This is a genomic window from Sagittula sp. SSi028 (assembly GCF_048553715.1).
Classification (GTDB): domain Bacteria; phylum Pseudomonadota; class Alphaproteobacteria; order Rhodobacterales; family Rhodobacteraceae; genus Sagittula.
Genome location: NZ_JBLZNC010000010.1, coordinates 24,665 through 41,151, shown reverse-complemented (window position 1 = coordinate 41,151; position 16,487 = coordinate 24,665). Strand labels below are relative to the sequence as shown.

Below are 16,487 nucleotides of genomic sequence, written 5' to 3'. Positions count from 1 at the left end.
CGCATATTGCCCCGACAGAACTCAAGGGCACAGACATGCAGGCAGACACCAACATCCCCCTCTCCCGGCCCGCCGATGGCGCGCGCCTCATCGGCATAGCTGCCATGGCGCTGACGGTGCTGATCTGGGCAGCCTTCGCGTTGACCACCCGCGCCACCGCCGCCAGCCCGCTGGCCTTTGGCGATGTGGCACTGGCCCGCGCGTTGGTGCCCGGTCTGGTGTTCCTGCCGTTCCTGCCCGCGCGCCTGAAGATGATCCGACGCGCCGGTTGGCGCTGCTGTGCGGTGATCGCTGTGGGCGCGGGCATCCCCTTCTTTGCGCTGGCGGTGACCGGCGGGGCGCTGACCTCTGCGGCGCATGTGGCGGCGCTGATTGCGGGCATGGCACCGGTCGGCGTTGCCATCCTGATGCGGCTTCTGACCGGCACAAGCCCGTCGCGGCGCGGCATGCTGGCGCTTTGTGTGATCACCGGCGGCGCGCTTTTGTTGATCGTGGCCCAAGGGCAGGCGCTGCCGTGGCAAGGGGCGGCGGCCCTGCTGTGTGCCAGCCTGTTCTGGGCCGCCTATACCATCGCCATGCGGGTGTCCGGGCTGGACCCTGTGGGCTGCGCGCTGGTGATTGCCCTGCCGTCGAGCGCGCTGATGCTGGGGCTCGTCGCAACCGGCACGGTGCCCACAAACTGGGGGCAGTACAGCCTGATACAGGCGCTCCCCTTTGTGCTGGTGCAGGGCTTGGGCGTGGGCGTCATTGCCAGTGTCACCTACGGATTTGCGATCATGCGGCTGGGGGCAGAACGCTGTGCCACCATGGGGGCCGCAGCACCTGCGCTGGCGGCGCTCATGGCCATCCCCCTGCTGTCCGAGCCGCTAAGCCTTGTGACATTGGCGGGCATCGTGCTGATTGGCGCAGGGGTGGCGGCCTTTAACTGCGGCTAATTCCGGCGATCACGCGGATGTGTATCAATTCCGCATGAAAAAGAACAAATTCTGCGACGGGAATCCCCTGACACTGCGTAAAGAAGCCATAGCTCGCGCTTTGTCAGCCAAGGGACGCCCGTATGCGGAATATTCTGATTTTTACCATTTCACTCGCCATTTTATGCGGGGCCTACAGTTATACCTTTGGCCTGCCTGCCATTGTCGCGCCTTATCTGGGCGGGGCTGAGGACAGCAGCGCCAAGGCGGCACCGGCCGCAGGCGGTGGGCGCCCCGGTCCGGGCGGGCGACGTGGGGGCGGTGGCGCGACAACTGTCGTGCTCGCCCCGCTTGAGGCGCAAAGCTACACCGCCACGCTACGCACCGTCGGCAGCGCCAAATCCCTGCGCAGCGTCGCGGTGATCAGCAGCGTCAGCGGGCAGGTGGTGGACACCCGCCCCGCCAGCCAGCCCATGGTGAAGGCAGGCGATGTGATTGCGCAGCTTGACGATACCGTCGAACAGCTGGAGCTGGAGATCGGGCTGGCTGAACGCGATCAGGCGCAGGCGACCTTTGACAGGTATGACACGCTGGGCCGCCAGACCGTCGCAGGGGCCACCATCCAAGAGGCCGAGGTCGCCCTGCGTCTGGCCGAGGCCAACGTCGGTCTGGCACAGGACGCCGTGGACGAACGCATCATCCGCGCGCCCATCGCCGGACGCATCGGCCTGACCGATCTGACCGTGGGCGACTACCTTCAATCGGGCGAGACGATTGCCACCGTGGTCGACACCAGCAGCATCGTGGCCGAATTCGAGGTGCCCGAACGCTCCATCGCCTTTCTCGAGGTGGGGCGCAGCGTGACCATCGGCACGCCAACCTATGCCGGTCGGACATTCACCGGAGAGATCACCGAATTCGATGCCAACCTTGATGATGTCACCCGCAGCGCCACCGTCCGCGCCGAGATCGACAACTCCGAAGGACTGCTGCTGCCCGGCATGACCTTTGCCGTGCGGCTGAGCCAGGACTATGACCCGATGCCCACCGTGCCCGCCACCGCCCTGACATGGGACCGCAGCGGCGCGGGCATCTGGATTGCCACCGAGGGCAAGGTCAGCCGCCACCCCGCCACGATCCGCTACCGTGACGGCAATACGCTGTGGATCGACACCGATGTCGATTTGGGTGCCATGGTGGTGACCGAAGGCGCGGCCAAGCTGCGCGAGGGCGCCACCGTCGTCGACGCCAGCCAGCCGCGTGGTGGTCAGAATGGCAATTGAATCCGCCCTGCGCAAATCGGGTTTCGCCCAAACCTTTGTCGCGCGCCCGATCTTTGGCATCGTTCTGAACCTGCTGGTCATCATCGCAGGCATCGCCGCGCTTACAGCCGTAGACGTGCGCGAAATGCCCGACGTGGACCAGCCGGTCCTGTCTGTGCGCACCGATTACGATGGCGCGGTGCCCGCCACGGTCGACAAGGAGATCACCCAAGTGCTGGAGGACGCGCTCAGCGCGCTCGAAGGCCTGTCCTATATGGAATCGACCTCCTCCAGCGGGCAAAGCCGCATCACGATTGATCTATCCGATGATACGGACGTGGATGTGGCCGCCAATGAGGCCCGCGAGATCGTGTCCGACACGCTGCGCCAGCTGCCCGATGATGTGGATGACCCCACCGTCAGCAAAAGCGACAGCAACTCCGACGCGATCATCCGTCTGGCGCTGTTGGGAGATGCCTCGCTCGATGAGCTGACACGGCTGGCCGAGGATGTGGTCTATGAACGCCTGTCCACCATCGACGGCATCGCCGAAGTGACGGTCCGCGGCAGCCGCCCCAACGAATTCCGCGTCACGCTGAACGTGCCGTCGATGCTCAGCCGTGGTCTGGATGTGTTCGACGTGGCCGATGCGCTGGAAATCCTGCGCGATGACACCCCGCTGGGCGAGCTGGAATCGCAGACCCAGACCCTTGCGCTGAGCGTGGCGAACGAGAATGTCACCGTCGACATGATTAAGGAAATTCAGGTCAACGACACGACGCAGGTGGCCGACATCGCCCTTGTGCAACTGCTGCCCGAGGACAGTGACGTCTTTGCCCGCGTGAATGGCCAGACCGCCATCGGGCTGGACATCACCCGCCAGTCCATCGGCAACACGCTCGACATCTCGCGCGAGGTGGGCACCGCCGTGGCAGAGCTGCGCCGCCAGATGCCGGAGGGGGTCGAACTGCTTGTCACCTCGGACGACGGGATCTTTATCGAAGGGTCGATTTCCGAGGTCTTTACCTCGATCCTGCTGGCCACCGGCATTGTGGTGGTGGTGATCTTTGCCTTTCTGCGCTCGGCCCGTGCGACCTTTATCCCGGCTGTGACGATTCCCGTGGCGCTGATCGGGACGCTGGCCGCGATCTGGCTGACGGGGTTTTCGGTCAACACCATCAGCCTGTTGGCGCTGGTTCTGGCCACGGGCATGGTGGTGGATGATGCCATCGTTGTGATCGAGAACATCGTGCGCAAACGCAAGGAGGGGATGGGCCCCTTTGCCGCCGCAGCCGCCGGCACGAACGAGGTCTTCTTTGCCGTGATTTCCACCACCGCCACGCTGGCTGCGGTGTTTATCCCGATTTCTTTCCTGCCCGGGCAGGCGGGCGGCGTGTTTTCCGAATTCGGCTTTGTGCTGGCCTTTGCGGTGACGCTGTCGTCCTTTACCGCGCTGACGCTGGCGCCGGTGCTCAGCGCGTTGCTGGACCCCGGTCGCGGACAGGCGGCAGCCCCGACAATCACCGCCCCCAATGCGCTGTCGCGCGGCTTTGACCATGTGATCGACTTTGCCATCCGCACCCCGCTGCTGGTTCTGGCGGTGGCCGGTGGCTTTGTCATGATTGCCGTGGGCGCGGCCACCACCCTGCCCTCCACCGTCACCCCAAGCGAGGATCGCGGCTTCTTTCTGGTGCAGGCGCGCGGGGCTTCTGACACCACGGCAAGCTATCTCGATGAACAGGTCGCACTGGTCGAGGATATCCTGACGCCTTACCGCGAAGACGGGCGGATCGAGACGGTGCAAAGCATCATCGGCGTCGGCGGGGGCACCAATGCCTTTATCATCGTGCGCCTGCCCGACTGGCAGGACCGTGATTTCACGCAGGATTCTCTGGTCTCCGACATCAGCGGCAAGCTGTCGCGGGTGCCCGGCGTGCAGGTCAGCGCCCGCACCACCAACAGCCTGAACATCCGTGGCGGCGGCAGCGGGCTGACGCTGGCTGTGACCGGCACCAATGTCGATGCCATCACGGCGGCGGCGGAATCCCTTGTGGCGGCGATGGCGCAGGACGACACCTTTGCCAACCCGCAGCTGTCCAACGATGCGGTGGATGCGCAGCTTCAGGTCACAATCGACAAATCCGCCGCCGCCGACATGGGGCTGACCAGCGCCGAGGTCACCAGCCTGCTCAGCGCGATGGTGCAGGGGGAAACCGCCATCAGCGTCTATCAGGACGACACAGAGGTAGACGTGAACCTTGTGCCCGGTGGCCCGCCGATTGACGACCCGTCGGATATCGAATCGATCTCCATCCGGCTTGACGATGGCAGCTATGTGCCCATGTCCGCCCTTGCCACGCTGGAAATGGCCGTCAGCCCCGCACAGATCGAACGTCAGGGCGGTGCCTTGTCGGTGTCCGTGCAGGCCAACCTTGGCGACGGGGTCGATCTGTCCACCGCCATGGACCGCGCCACCACGCTGGCCGACGAAATCCTGCCCGATGGCATGGGCGTGACCTTCACCGGCGAGGCCGCAACCCTGAGCGAAAGCACCAGCTCCATGTATATGGTGTTCGGCGTGGCGATGATTGTGGTCTTTCTGGTCCTCGCCGCCCAGTTTGAAAGCGTGACCAGCGCGGTGGTGATCATGCTGACCGTGCCCTTTGGTCTGGCAGCCGCCGTTCTGGCCATTTCCCTGTCGGGCGGGTCGCTGAACTACTACAGCCAGATCGGTCTGGTGATGCTGATCGGTGTGATGGCCAAGAACGGCATCCTGATCGTCGAATTTGCCAACCAACTGCGCGAGGAAGGCCAGAACATCGACAGCGCCATCCGCAATGCCATGCGTCTGCGCATCCGGCCTGTGATGATGACCATGGTGTCGACGATCTTTGGCGGCCTGCCGTTGATCTTGACCTCTGGCGCGGGGGCAGAGGCGCGCATTGCTGTGGGCTGGGTGATTGTCGGCGGGCTGGGCTTTGCCACGGTGTTTACCCTGTTCCTGACGCCGGTGTTCTACCGTCTGATCGCAGGCTGGGGGGCGGCACCGGGGGCTGCGGCCAAGCGGCTGGAGACCGAAGTCTCCGCCGCGCAAACCGCCTGACGGCGAAGGGGGGCGCTGATCTGGCGCCCCTCAGTCCGCGATCGGGGTAAGCAGGCTGACACGGTCGGGCGACATCTCGGCGATCACGATCACGCCTTGGGCCGTCACCGCCAGACCATGGCCGAAAATCGAAAACGTCCGGCAGCGCCCGACCAGCGTGCCCTGCGCGTCATAGGCCGACAGGCGCGGCGTCTGATCGGTCACCAGCAACAGCCCGTCGCCCGTCATGGCCAAAGCCATCGGCTTGTACACACCGGTGATGCTGTCGAGATACCGGCCCTCGGGGTCGAACCGCTGCACGCGATTGTTCTCTCGGTCGGCGACGCACAGCCGACCGGCGGCGTCAAAGGCCACGTTATGCGGGGTGGAAAACGCGCCCGGTGCCTCTCCCGGCTGACCAAAGCTGCGCAGATGCGCGCCGCCCGCGTCAAAGATATGCACCATCGCGTTGCCGTAGCCGTCCGAGACATACCAGCGCCCGTCAGGCCCCTGCACACAATCCGTCGGGTGGTTAAAGGGACGCCCCAGCGCTGGTCTGTTGTCGCAATGCAGGCGGCCTGTCTCGATCAGATCAGGCGACAGAAAGACGACCTTATGGCCGTCCACATCCGTCACCGCCAGCCCCTCCGCACTGGCGCGCAGACCATGCGGCCAGACAAAATCCGGCAGATCGGCGGTGGTCATAACCTCTCCGGCCAGATCCATCACCACCAGTTCCGGCGCGCCCCGCCGCAGCACGACGATGCGATCCGCCAACATGGCCACATCACAAATACCGCTCAGCAGATCGTGGCGAATGTGGTCGACCCGATAGCGCTGCGCCCCGAGCGCTATGATAGGCGCGGGCCTCATAGCCTGCCCTGCAGCGCCTCGGCCATGGCCACCAGCGCCGCGTCACAGCCCCCCGCCGCAGTCAGCATCAGCCCTGCACCGGCACAGTCCGCCAGCGGCAACGACACCGAACAGCCGTCGATCACATTGCCAAAGGACGTGTTGCGCAGCGCCAGAAGGTTGATCCGGTCATATTCCGCATCCTCGGCCAGCGCATCCAAGGCGGGCGGCAGAATGGCCACAGTGGGCAGGGCGATCACCGCGTTTGAAAACAGCCTTGCCGCCTCGGCGCGCAAAGCCTCGCGCGCGGCCAAAGTGCGGGCAAAATCAATGGCGCTGACCCCGTCGGCCCGCGCCATGCGCGACGCCACACGCGGGTCCAGTGCCTCGCGCTGATGATCGTATTCCGCGCCGTGATGGGCGCGCGATTCCACGGCCGAGAACTGCCACACCGGCAAGGCGCGGTAGCGATCAAAGATGTCCAGCGCCAAACGTTCCACCGCAAAGCCCGCGTGCTCCAGCGCGGTGACAGCTGCCTCGAACGCCTCCGCCACCTCGGCATCTACCCCGTCGAGGCCAAAGTTCTGCGGCACGATAATCCGGCGCGGCACAGCGGCCTGTCCCAAAGGCGCATCGCGCAGCACATCCAGCACCGGACGCAGTAAGCCCGCCTCGCGCACCATGACGCCCACGCTGTCCAGCGAATGCGACAGAGCCACCGCCCCGTCACGCGGCACGCTGCTGGCCGTGGGCTTGAACCCGTACAGGCCACAAAACGCCGCCGGAATGCGGGCCGATCCGCCGGTGTCCGTCCCCAGCGCCACATCCGCCACGCCACGCGCCACGGCAGAGGCGCCGCCCGATGTGGACCCGCCCGCGATGCACCCCGCCCGCAGCGGTGTCAGCGGCGTGCCGTAATGCGGGTTCAGCCCAAGGCCGGAATAGGCGTATTCCGTCATATTCGCATGCCCCACCAGACCGGCCCCTGCGGCGCGCAACCGTGCCACAGCCGTGGCATCGGCCAGCGCGGGCGCGCCATCTGCGCGCACTCGCGTGCCGGCGCGGGTCACATGCCCTGCCACGTCGAACAGATCCTTGACCGCCACCGTCAGACCGCTCAGCGCCCCCTGCCCTGTGACGGGATCGTCAAACACGGCGGTGAAATCCGGGGCTTTGGCCTGCGCGCGGCTTGCGTCCAAACGCTTTTGCGGGGTCTGGGTCATGGCTGTCCTCCTTACAGCGTTTGTTGCACAAGCCACGTGGCGATCTGCGGGAAAGCCGTCAACAGCACCACTGCCAGCACGAGGATCATGAAATAGGGCAGCACCATCCGCGTGATCTCGAAGATGGATTTGCCCGTCAGGTTCTGGATCACAAACAGGTTAAAGCCAAGCGGCGGCGTGATCTGGGCCATCTCGACCACGATAATCAGGTAGATGCCGAACCAGACCGGATCGATCCCCACGGCGGCCACCGCAGGCATCACCACCGATGTGGTCAGAACCACGATGGAAATCCCGTCCAGAAAGCAGCCCAGCAGCACAAAGAACACCGTCAGCACCGCGATCAGCCCCGCAGGCCCCAGCCCGCTGCCGGAGATGATCTCGGCCAGTTGCGCAGGCAGGCCGGAAAAGCTCATGGCCGAGGTCAGAAAGGCCGCTCCCAGCAGGATCAGACCGATCATCGCCGAGGTCCGCGTCGCCCCATAAAGCGAGTCGATAAAGGTGCGCAGGTTCAGCGACCCGCCAAGGGCCGCGATGATCAGCGCACCGGCTACGCCAATGGCGGCGGCTTCGGTCGCGGTGGCCACACCGGCATAGATCGACCCGATCACACCGATGATCAGCCCCACCACCGGCAGCAACAGGCGCAGACGGCGCAGACGCTCGCCAAGGGTGATGCGATCCTCCGGAGCGGGCACGCCTTCGGGATTGAGCTTGGACCAGATGGCGATGTAGCTGGAAAACATCACCATCAGCATCAGCCCCGGCACCACCCCTGCGATGAACAGACGGTTGATCGACACCTGCGCCGCAACACCGTAGACGATCATCACAATGGATGGCGGGATCAACAGACCCAGCGTGCCCGACCCTGCCAGCGACCCGATAGACAGCCGGTCGGCATAGCCGCGCGATTTCAGCTCGGGCAGCGAGATGCGCCCCACGGTGGCGGTGGTCGCAGCAGACGAGCCCGACACGGCGGCAAAGATCCCGCAGCCCACCACGTTCACATGCGCCAGACCGCCAGGCAGCCGCCCGACCCAAGGGGCCAGACCGGAGAACAGATCTTCGGCCAGACGGGTGCGGTACAGGATCTCTCCCATCCAGATGAACAGCGGCAGCGCGGTCAGCGTCCAGCTTGCGGAATGCGCCCACATCGTGGTGCCAAGGATCGCGTCCACCGGCGTCGAGGTAAAGATCGCAAAGATCACAACGGCAGAGGCCAGCAGCGCCACGCCCACCCAGACACCGGCCCCCAGCAGGACCAGCAGCGTCACGATCAGGACGCCGGATTGCAGTGCAATATCCATGATTATTCTCCGTGGCCCTGTTCTTCGGTGTCGTCTTTTTCGACCGGCAGACCAAGGATCAGCCGCAACGTGCGTTCCGCCAGCGCGATGGCAAACAGCACCGATCCCACCAGCATGCCCGATTGCGGGATCCACAAAGGCACCGCCACGATGCCTTGGCTGACATCATTGTAGACCCAGCTTTCCTCGACATAGGCAAAGATCGCCCAAGCGACCCAGCCCATCATCGCCGTGGCAAAACCCGACGCGAGGATATCGGCGATATGCCCCAGCTTGGCGGGCAAAAGTTGGCGCAGAGAGGTCACGCGGATATGGTCGCCATGCACAAGCGCTGCGGGCAGACCCAGAAAGATCGACGCGCTCAACCCCCAAGCGGCGAAATCATCGGCAGAGGGGATCTGGCTGCCCATCAGGCGCAGCCCGATCTGGGCAAGGATCAGCGCGGCAATCCCCAGCAGGGACAGCGCGGCCAAGGCCCCACAAATGTTGAACAGGTGGCGTGTCAGCACCATGGCAGAAGGCTCCTATCGCGTGGCGGCGTGATGCGCAGCGGGGCAGGCCCCCTACGCAAAGGGGCCGCATGTCGAAACACGCGGCCCCGCTTGGTCGATCAGTTCAGGGCGTCGACGATCTTTTGACCGTTCTCGCCCGCCTGCTCCAGCCATTCGGCCTGCATTGTGGCGGCGATCCCTTCGAAATCGGCGGCCAGACCTTCGGGCGTGGGCAGCACGTTCATGCCGTTCTCCGCCATGGTATCGGTGGCCACGCCGGTGGCTTCCTCGGCCATCTCGAACCCGCGGTCCTCGGCGATCTTGGCCGCTTCCATCAGCGCCTCCTGCACCTCGGGGGACAGGCTGTCGTAGGCGGATTTGTTCACGATCACCATGTTCTTGGGCAGGAAGGCCTGCACATCATAATAGTGCGACACGAAATCCCATGCCTGGCTGTCCACACCGGTCGAGGGCGATGTGATCATCCCGTTGATAACGCCGGTGGAAAACGCCTGACTGATTTCCGAGGTGGCGATGGTTGCGGGCACAGCGCCCAGCAGCTCTGCCAGACGGGCGGTCGACGGGTTGTAGGCGCGGAATTTCACACCATCGAAAGAGGACGCATCGCTGACCTCTTTGTTCATGTAGACCCCCTGCGGCGGCCAGGGCGCGGCGAAAAGCAGGACCAGACCCTCCTCGGCCAGCTTTTCTTCGTAGATGGGGCGCGATGCGGCCCACAGGGCGCGCGCCTCGTCGAATGTGGTGGCCATCAGCGGCACCGCATCGGCGGAATACACCGCGTCCTCGTTGCCAAGGGCAGAGATCAGCACCTCGCCAATCGGGACGATGCCGCGCTGGACGCCGCGCTTGAGCTCGGCGCGCTTCAGCAGCACAGAGTTGGACACAACGTCGATGTCCAGTTCGCCCTCGGACAGGCGCGCCACGTCTTCGGCAAAGGCGCGGATGTTCTGGGTCAGGTAGTTGCCGTCGGGCGCGTCAGCGGACATTTTCCATGTCTCGGCCTGTGCCACACCTGCGGTCAATGCGGCCAAAGCGGCCCCGATCAGAAAGCGTTTCATAGTGGTATCTCCTTGTTGGGGTGGTGTTTTTTGGCCCGCCCTGCCCCAAGGGCAAGACAGGCAGGTCTAGGTCAATCGTCCAAAGCGGGCAAGTCGTGTTCGTCCAGTGCCCACATCAGACGAAAGGTCTCTGCCTCGCGTACCGCACCGCCGAGCTCTTCGGTCAGATAGCGCAAGGTCGCCTCGGCAATCGGCTCCGACGACACATCCACCGCCAGACAGGGCGCAAGAACGCGGCCTTCGGTGGCCTCGGACGGCAGCGGGGTCGACAGGGTCTCGTCAGGGATCATGTGGTGGACGCGCAGCACGCCCTCAGTGCTCATCAACCCCTGCATGAGAGTGGTCATGACCGACGGATCGACCACGCCGGGCGCCAGTTCGATCAGCACCAGCGCGCCACCCCAGCCAAAGCCACCCTCTTGCGCCACATGCATCACGCGGCGGCGGGTGTTCGACATGCGGCCAAAGTTGGTGACAGACCACTGAGTCTGTTTTGTAAACGCCTTTTGGTAGGCGGCAGAGGTGAAATCGGACAGGGCGCTGGCACGGTACAGCGCCAGATAGCGCCGCGCCGATCCCGACACCGCACGATAGCGGCGCGCGCCGGTAAAGCCGGGAATGCGCACGCGCTCTTCCATGTGCTCGCGGTCATACCACTGGTTGAAATCCGCCTCGTGGTCGGGGTCGATGTCGCTCCATACGAAAAGCTGCGCCTGTTCGGTCTCGCGGATCTGGGTCATCGGGTATCCTGATGTTTGGGCAAGCCTGTCCCGTCACCGCGCCAACAGATGCTGCCGGTCGCGCTGTGGGGTCTCGCCCGTTCGATGGGTGTTAACCAACCTTGACGCAAAGTACGCCGCAGCAAAAACGGATTTATCTAACAGGGGGTGATCAGGTTTTCCGATCACCCGTTCACAAACCGCCTAAAGATTGGCCTGATGCTGAAAGGCGCAGTCGGTGGCCAGTTCGGAAATCGCCTTGTAGACGCCCGCATCGGTGGACCGCCGCCACAGGCAATACAGCGGCAGACCGGGCAGCGTGCCGTCCACGTCCAGCTCTGCCAACCCCGGCCCGTCCAGATCGCTGGCGCGCGGTAAGGTCGCCACCCCCAGCCCGCGCCGTGTCAGCCGCGCAATCGCCGCCATCGAGGTGATGCAATGCACGATCGACGGGCGCAGGCCGCGTTCCTCGAACAGGGCCAGCACGTTGGCATGGGGCCGTGAATTGCGGGTAAAGGTGATTAACGGCCCGTTCACCACATCCGCCAGCGTCAGCTTTTCGCCGCGCATCCCTTCGGGGCCAAACCAGCCCATCGGCAGCTCTGGCAGGTCGACACAGACGCAGGTTTCGTCATGCCGCGGCTCTGTCGTCAGCAGCATGTCCAGCGTGCCACGCTCGAACGCGGCGGCAATGTTGGGCGTGGGCTCCACCGTCAGTTCCAGCTCCAGCCGGGGGTAGACGCGGGCGACCTCCTCGATCAGGTCACACAGCCAGGTGTGCACCACCGAAGACACCAGCCCCAGACGCACCCGCCCCACCGCCGTCGCCGGATCGGTCAGGGTCATGCGCAGGTTCCGCTCCATCGCGAGCATGTCCTGCGCCTTGTCCAAGATCAGCGCCCCCGCCACGGTGATGCGGGTGGCGTGGAATTCACGGTCAAACAGATCCACCCGCAGCTCTGTTTCCAGCGCGGAAATGCGGCTCGACACCGTGGCCTGCGAGACGTTCAGATGCTCTGCCGCCGCGCGAAAGCTGCCCAGATTGGCCACCGCAACAAATGTTTCCAGAAATCGCGTGTTCACGTCCGGCCCCTTACGTTGCGTGATCCAGACCAGCCCTAGCGCAGCGCGCAGGCAAAGTCACCCACGCCGCGCGTCAGCTGCGCCATGCCAGAATGCGACGTTCCACCAGCCCCACCAGCGCCGACAGGATCACCCCCAGAACCGACAGGATGGTGACGCCGGCGAACAGCCGTTCCAGATCATACAGCGACCCCGCCTGCAGGATATAGGCGCCGATCCCGTGTTCCGCGCCCAGCATCTCGGCCGCGACCAGCAGGATGATGGCAATCGCCAGACTGACCCGCAGCCCCGACAGGATCCCCGGCATGGCACCGGGCAGCACGATGCGCAAAACAATGGTCGACCACCGCAGGCCAAAGCTTTGCCCCATGCGGATCAACGACCGGTCCACATTGTCCACCGCGCCATAGGTCGCAACAACTGTGGGCGTAAACGTCCCAAAAGCGATCAGCGCGTATTTCGACGCCTCGTCAATGCCGAACCAGATCACGAACAGCGGCAGCAGCGCGATTTTGGGGATCGGGAACAGCGCCGCGACCAAGGGCACCAGCCCCGCGCGCACCGCCGAGAACAGCCCGATCATCACACCCACCGCGATGCCCACAGACGCGCCCAGCACGCCGCCCACCAGCAACCGCATCAGCGACGGGCCAAGGTTGACCCACAGCGCGCCCGACACGGCCAGATCCCACAGGGTCAGCGCCACATCCGACGGGCGGGGCATCGTCAACTGCGACACCACGCCCGCGCGGGTGCCCCATTCCAGAAATCCGATCAACAGCACAAAGACCGCCAGCCCGACCCAGCGCGGCTGCGCGGGGCGGAACCCGCCCCCACGAAACGGCACGGGGCGCGCGGTGGCCTGCGCCACAGAGGGGGTCACGTCACTCATCCAACAGCTCCATATCTGCGGCCTCTGCCTCGGCCCGCATCAGACCCCACAGATGGGCCTGCACACGGTCCAGCGCCGGATCGTCGCCCTGTCGTTCGGCCAGAGGCGTGTCGATCTCGACCACCTCGCGGATTTGTCCGGGACGGCGCGACAGAACCACGATGCGATGGCCCAGCCGGACGGCCTCGGCCAGATTGTGGGTCACGTAACAGGCGGTAAAGGGCGCGCGCTGCCACAGCCCCACCAGATCATCCATCAGCAAATCGCGCGTCTGGCTGTCCAGCGCGGACAGCGGCTCGTCCATCAACAGCACCGCCGGATTGACCGCAAGCGCCCGCGCGATGGCCACCCGCTGCTTCATCCCGCCGGACAATTGTTTCGGCAGCGCCTTGCGGAAATCCGACAGCTTCGTGCGGGCCAGAACATCGGCAATGATCGCCTCAGCCCGTGCGCCACGCACCCCGTGATCGCGCAGGATCAACGAGATATTCCCCTCGACGCTGCGCCACGGCAGCAGGGCAAAATCCTGAAACACATAGGTCAGCGGGTTCAGACTGTCTGCGGGCGGCTCGCCCAGTTGCACAACCTGCCCGCTGGTGGGACGCTCCAACCCGCCCAGAAACCGCAACAGGGTGGATTTGCCACAGCCCGACGGCCCCACGATGCAGGTGATCTGCCCTTGCGGCAGGGACAGGTCGATATTGCGAATGACCTCCACATCGCCATAGCGATGCGAAACGCCTTCGAGTCTGAGTTCCATAGGGTCCGCTTTCCGAGCAGCCGTCAGGCCCGCATCGGGGCCTGACAGTCAAAGATGTTACGACAGGATGTCGACATAGCTTTCGTCGACCAGCGTCTCGTAGCTGACCGAGGATTTCACCAGACCTTCGGATTTGAACCAATCAAGCTGGTTGGCCACAGAGGCCGCGTTCAGCCCCATATCCGCGTTGATCCGCATGGCCCCGTTGACGATGGGCGCGCGCGCGGCCTCAAGCTCGCGGTCGGGGTAGATGTTGCGGGCCAGCAGGGCGATGATCTCCTCGCGCTCCTCGGCCTCGGCGGTGTTGTCGACCAGTGCCGCGTTGAAATCCGCAGCCCCCCGCGACAGTGCGTACAAAAACGCGCGCGTCTGTTCCGGCGCATCGGAGGCATTGCGCGCCGAGGTGAACACCGTCGTCACCTGATAGTCGGGGATGTAATCGGCGACCTCGCCAATGATCTGCACCGCACCGGCATCGGCCAGCGGCTTTGCGATATGCGGCACGATGGACCACGCGTCGATCTGGCCCGACTTGATCGCACCAATCACCGCACCGGTCTTTTGCAGCGGCTTGAACTTCAGATCCACATCCTCGGCGGCGGCGATCTGCGATCCCATATAATGGAACGACGACCCCGCCTGTGTCATGCCGAAGCTGCGGCCATCCAGATCGGCAGGCGTTTTCAAACCGGCCTCGAACGCCGCATTGGAGGCAAGGATCTTTTGCCCCGAAATGCCCTTTTCCTCGGCCAGCGCACCGCCGATCACCTTGGCCACGCCTTTGTCGGCCAGCGAAATCAGCCCGCCGGAAATTGCCGTCATCGCATAGTCGGTATCGCCAGAGGCAATCGCCACCGCCATAGGCTGCGCCGCCTCGAAGAAATCAAAGCTCACGTCCAGACCGGCCTCGGTGAAATAGCCACGTTCATAGGCGATGTAGCTGGGCGCATGGCTGACAAAGCGCAGCGCGCCGACATTCACAGCCGTCCCCGCCCGCGCAGAGCGCACGACAAAGGGCGAGGCCACAGCCCCCCCGATCAGCCCCAAGGTCGCGCGGCGTGTAAAATGTGTCATTGTATCTCCTCCCTGAAAGTCCTGCGGCGGCTGGCCCGCTATGACCACCCCCCGCATTGCCCGCAGCCTAACACCACAGGGCAAACCCGTGCCAAAAACCCACAGGCACGCGAAATCTGCGACTTTCTAGGTGGTGCCCGCAAAAAGGGTCAAGCCGCCCCACCCTCCAGTTTTGCAGTCCCGTGGTTGCAGCGGTCATGCCCGCCCTGCACCGCTGTGCAGCGATTTTCACAGAACTGACACGCAATGCCTGTGTGGCTGTTACACAAACCCGCCACTCCTGTGCACACGTGTGCACCTCCTCGCTGCGCACACCACCAGCTTAGGACATGGATTGCAATGAAACAGACGACTTGCGCCCTCGCGCTGATTGCTGCAACAGCCGCCACGCCGGTTTTGGCCGAAGACATCACCATCACCGTTTGGGCCGGCGGCTCTAACGACAGTGACCATTACCGCATCGACAACATCCAGATCGCCGCCGACATTCTGTCGCGCGAAGCCGCCATTCGCGGCGAAGAGCTTAACATCACCGTCGAAGGCAAACGCGATTTCGACGGCTGGGACGGCTTCAAACAGGCGGTCACGCTGGGCGCCGAGGCAGGCAATGCGCCCAACATCGTGGTGACCTCCCACCTTGATATCGCGCCTTGGGCCTCTGCGGGCTACATCGTGCCGGTCGAGGATTACATCGACCTCGACGCATGGCCGCTCAACAACGTGTACGGCAACCTGATGGAAATCGCCGCCTTTGACGGTGTGCAATGGGGTGTGCCGCAGGACGCCGAAAGCCGCCCGTTCTTTTACTGGAAAGACACCTTCGCCCAGCTCGGCTATGACCAAGCCGACATGGACGCCATGGTGGACCGCGTAAAATCCGGCGACTACACCCTGCGCGACATGCTGGCCGACGCCACCAAGGCGGTTGACATGGGCCTCGTCGAAGAGGGCTACGGCTTTTATCCGCGCGTCTCCAACGGTCCCGATTACGCGCAATTCTACCAGTCCTTCGGCGGCGAGCTGATGGATGCGGACAGCGGCAAGCTGGTGTTTGACCGCGCCGCCATGGAAGAGATGTACCAGTTCTTTGTCGACGCGGTTGCGGCGGGCGTGACCCGCAAGAACCACATCGGCACCGACTGGGACCAGTGGTATTCCGAAGTCGCCAGCGGCAAGGCGGCCTTCTGGCACGGCGGCACATGGCACTATGGCCGCTACACCGGCAAGGAAGGCAACGACGACTTCTTTGGCACCATCGGCTTTACCCTGATCCCCGCGGGCAACGACACGGGCCGCGCCAACACCGTGACCCATCCGCTGGTTTATCTGCTGACCGATCAGGCCGACGACCGCGCCGAGGAGATCGCAGCCCAACTGGTGGCCATCGCGTCAGAGCCGCGCCTGAACACGCTGCATGCAATCAAATCCTCGCATCTCGCCATCGGTCAGGCAGAGGCCGGTGTGGATCTCTATGCCGGTGACCGCTGGGCCGCCGAGGCCACAGAGGTCCTGCTGCCCCACGCCAACGCCCAGCCCAACCACCCCAACTACGGCGCCTTCTCCGAGGCGATGTTCAAAGGGCTCGAAGCGGCATGGACCGGCGTGCAAACCCCGGCCGAGGCCGTGGCAGAGGTCGAGGCACAGCTGACCGCCACCTTGGGTGACGAGCTGATCGTCCGCTAACCGTGCAAACACCAGCGGCGGCCCCATGATCCGGGGCCGCCGCTCCCCCTGCATCAAAGGAGC

14 protein-coding genes are annotated in these 16,487 nt (G+C 64.4%); 4 read left to right on the top strand and 10 right to left on the bottom strand.

Annotation, left to right across the window (positions count from 1 at the left end):
* The first annotated feature begins 35 nt into the window (after positions 1-35).
* The 3 genes from ACN5AZ_RS16410 to ACN5AZ_RS16400 all read left to right on the top strand — a co-directional run bounded on the left by ACN5AZ_RS16410 (position 36) and on the right by ACN5AZ_RS16400 (position 5,279).
* The gene (locus ACN5AZ_RS16410) at positions 36-935 is read left to right on the top strand and encodes a DMT family transporter (RefSeq protein ID WP_419429988.1); all 900 of its coding nucleotides are present in this window, start codon (positions 36-38) and stop codon (positions 933-935) included.
* A gap of 122 nt (positions 936-1,057) precedes the next feature.
* Positions 1,058-2,197: an efflux RND transporter periplasmic adaptor subunit gene (locus ACN5AZ_RS16405; RefSeq protein ID WP_419429987.1), complete on the top strand. Its 1,140-nt coding sequence runs from the start codon at positions 1,058-1,060 to the stop codon at positions 2,195-2,197.
* On the top strand, positions 2,187-5,279 hold the full coding sequence (locus ACN5AZ_RS16400) for an efflux RND transporter permease subunit (protein ID WP_419429986.1): 3,093 nt from the start codon (positions 2,187-2,189) through the stop codon (positions 5,277-5,279). The genes ACN5AZ_RS16405 and ACN5AZ_RS16400 overlap by 11 nt, the downstream gene beginning before the upstream one ends.
* Before the next feature lie 30 nt (positions 5,280-5,309).
* Here the strand turns inward: ACN5AZ_RS16400 and ACN5AZ_RS16395 are convergent, their stop codons facing one another.
* The 10 genes from ACN5AZ_RS16395 to ACN5AZ_RS16350 form a co-directional block, all read right to left on the bottom strand.
* Entirely contained in the window at positions 5,310-6,131 is an 822-nt protein-coding gene (locus ACN5AZ_RS16395; RefSeq protein ID WP_419429985.1) for a hypothetical protein, read from the bottom strand.
* Positions 6,128-7,333, bottom strand: coding sequence for an amidase family protein (locus tag ACN5AZ_RS16390; protein ID WP_419429984.1), 1,206 nt, complete (start codon positions 7,331-7,333; stop codon positions 6,128-6,130). Before ACN5AZ_RS16390 ends, ACN5AZ_RS16395 begins: the two co-directional genes overlap by 4 nt.
* Before the next feature lie 11 nt (positions 7,334-7,344).
* On the bottom strand, positions 7,345-8,643 hold the full coding sequence (locus ACN5AZ_RS16385; RefSeq protein WP_419429983.1) for a TRAP transporter large permease: 1,299 nt from the start codon (positions 8,641-8,643) through the stop codon (positions 7,345-7,347).
* Positions 8,644-8,645: 2 nt separating this feature from the next.
* Positions 8,646-9,155, bottom strand: coding sequence for a TRAP transporter small permease (locus tag ACN5AZ_RS16380; protein WP_419429982.1), 510 nt, complete (start codon positions 9,153-9,155; stop codon positions 8,646-8,648).
* Between the two features lie 98 nt (positions 9,156-9,253).
* Complete coding sequence (locus ACN5AZ_RS16375) at positions 9,254-10,213, bottom strand: TRAP transporter substrate-binding protein (RefSeq protein ID WP_419429981.1); 960 nt, start codon at positions 10,211-10,213, stop codon at positions 9,254-9,256.
* A 71-nt stretch (positions 10,214-10,284) separates the two neighbouring features.
* Positions 10,285-10,953, bottom strand: a complete 669-nt coding sequence (locus tag ACN5AZ_RS16370) for a hypothetical protein (protein ID WP_419429980.1) — start codon at positions 10,951-10,953, stop codon at positions 10,285-10,287.
* 183 nt (positions 10,954-11,136) lie between these two features.
* Positions 11,137-12,015, bottom strand: a complete 879-nt coding sequence (locus ACN5AZ_RS16365) for a LysR family transcriptional regulator (RefSeq protein ID WP_419429979.1) — start codon at positions 12,013-12,015, stop codon at positions 11,137-11,139.
* Between the two features lie 73 nt (positions 12,016-12,088).
* Complete coding sequence (locus ACN5AZ_RS16360) at positions 12,089-12,907, bottom strand: ABC transporter permease (protein WP_419429978.1); 819 nt, start codon at positions 12,905-12,907, stop codon at positions 12,089-12,091.
* On the bottom strand, positions 12,900-13,667 hold the full coding sequence (locus ACN5AZ_RS16355; RefSeq protein ID WP_419429977.1) for an ABC transporter ATP-binding protein: 768 nt from the start codon (positions 13,665-13,667) through the stop codon (positions 12,900-12,902). Before ACN5AZ_RS16355 ends, ACN5AZ_RS16360 begins: the two co-directional genes overlap by 8 nt.
* A gap of 57 nt (positions 13,668-13,724) precedes the next feature.
* Positions 13,725-14,741: an ABC transporter substrate-binding protein gene (locus ACN5AZ_RS16350; protein WP_419429976.1), complete on the bottom strand. Its 1,017-nt coding sequence runs from the start codon at positions 14,739-14,741 to the stop codon at positions 13,725-13,727.
* 339 nt (positions 14,742-15,080) lie between these two features.
* Between ACN5AZ_RS16350 and ACN5AZ_RS16345 the strand changes: the two genes are divergently transcribed.
* Positions 15,081-16,424, top strand: a complete 1,344-nt coding sequence (locus ACN5AZ_RS16345) for an ABC transporter substrate-binding protein (protein WP_419429975.1) — start codon at positions 15,081-15,083, stop codon at positions 16,422-16,424.
* Positions 16,425-16,487: the final 63 nt, after the last annotated feature.

Bases quoted from the DNA above. Each gene is read 5' to 3' on its own strand.
- ACN5AZ_RS16355 (WP_419429977.1), bottom strand. From the start codon at position 13,667: ATGGAACTCAGACTCGAAGGCGTTTCGCATCGCTATGGCGATGTGGAG.
- ACN5AZ_RS16360 (WP_419429978.1), bottom strand. From the start codon at position 12,907: ATGAGTGACGTGACCCCCTCTGTGGCGCAGGCCACCGCGCGCCCCGTG.
- ACN5AZ_RS16345 (WP_419429975.1), top strand. From the start codon at position 15,081: ATGAAACAGACGACTTGCGCCCTCGCGCTGATTGCTGCAACAGCCGCC.
- ACN5AZ_RS16395 (WP_419429985.1), bottom strand. From the start codon at position 6,131: ATGAGGCCCGCGCCTATCATAGCGCTCGGGGCGCAGCGCTATCGGGTC.
- ACN5AZ_RS16350 (WP_419429976.1), bottom strand. From the start codon at position 14,741: ATGACACATTTTACACGCCGCGCGACCTTGGGGCTGATCGGGGGGGCT.
- ACN5AZ_RS16375 (WP_419429981.1), bottom strand. From the start codon at position 10,213: ATGAAACGCTTTCTGATCGGGGCCGCTTTGGCCGCATTGACCGCAGGT.
- ACN5AZ_RS16390 (WP_419429984.1), bottom strand. From the start codon at position 7,333: ATGACCCAGACCCCGCAAAAGCGTTTGGACGCAAGCCGCGCGCAGGCC.
- ACN5AZ_RS16400 (WP_419429986.1), top strand. From the start codon at position 2,187: ATGGCAATTGAATCCGCCCTGCGCAAATCGGGTTTCGCCCAAACCTTT.
- ACN5AZ_RS16410 (WP_419429988.1), top strand. From the start codon at position 36: ATGCAGGCAGACACCAACATCCCCCTCTCCCGGCCCGCCGATGGCGCG.
- ACN5AZ_RS16370 (WP_419429980.1), bottom strand. From the start codon at position 10,953: ATGACCCAGATCCGCGAGACCGAACAGGCGCAGCTTTTCGTATGGAGC.
- ACN5AZ_RS16405 (WP_419429987.1), top strand. From the start codon at position 1,058: ATGCGGAATATTCTGATTTTTACCATTTCACTCGCCATTTTATGCGGG.
- ACN5AZ_RS16380 (WP_419429982.1), bottom strand. From the start codon at position 9,155: ATGGTGCTGACACGCCACCTGTTCAACATTTGTGGGGCCTTGGCCGCG.
- ACN5AZ_RS16385 (WP_419429983.1), bottom strand. From the start codon at position 8,643: ATGGATATTGCACTGCAATCCGGCGTCCTGATCGTGACGCTGCTGGTC.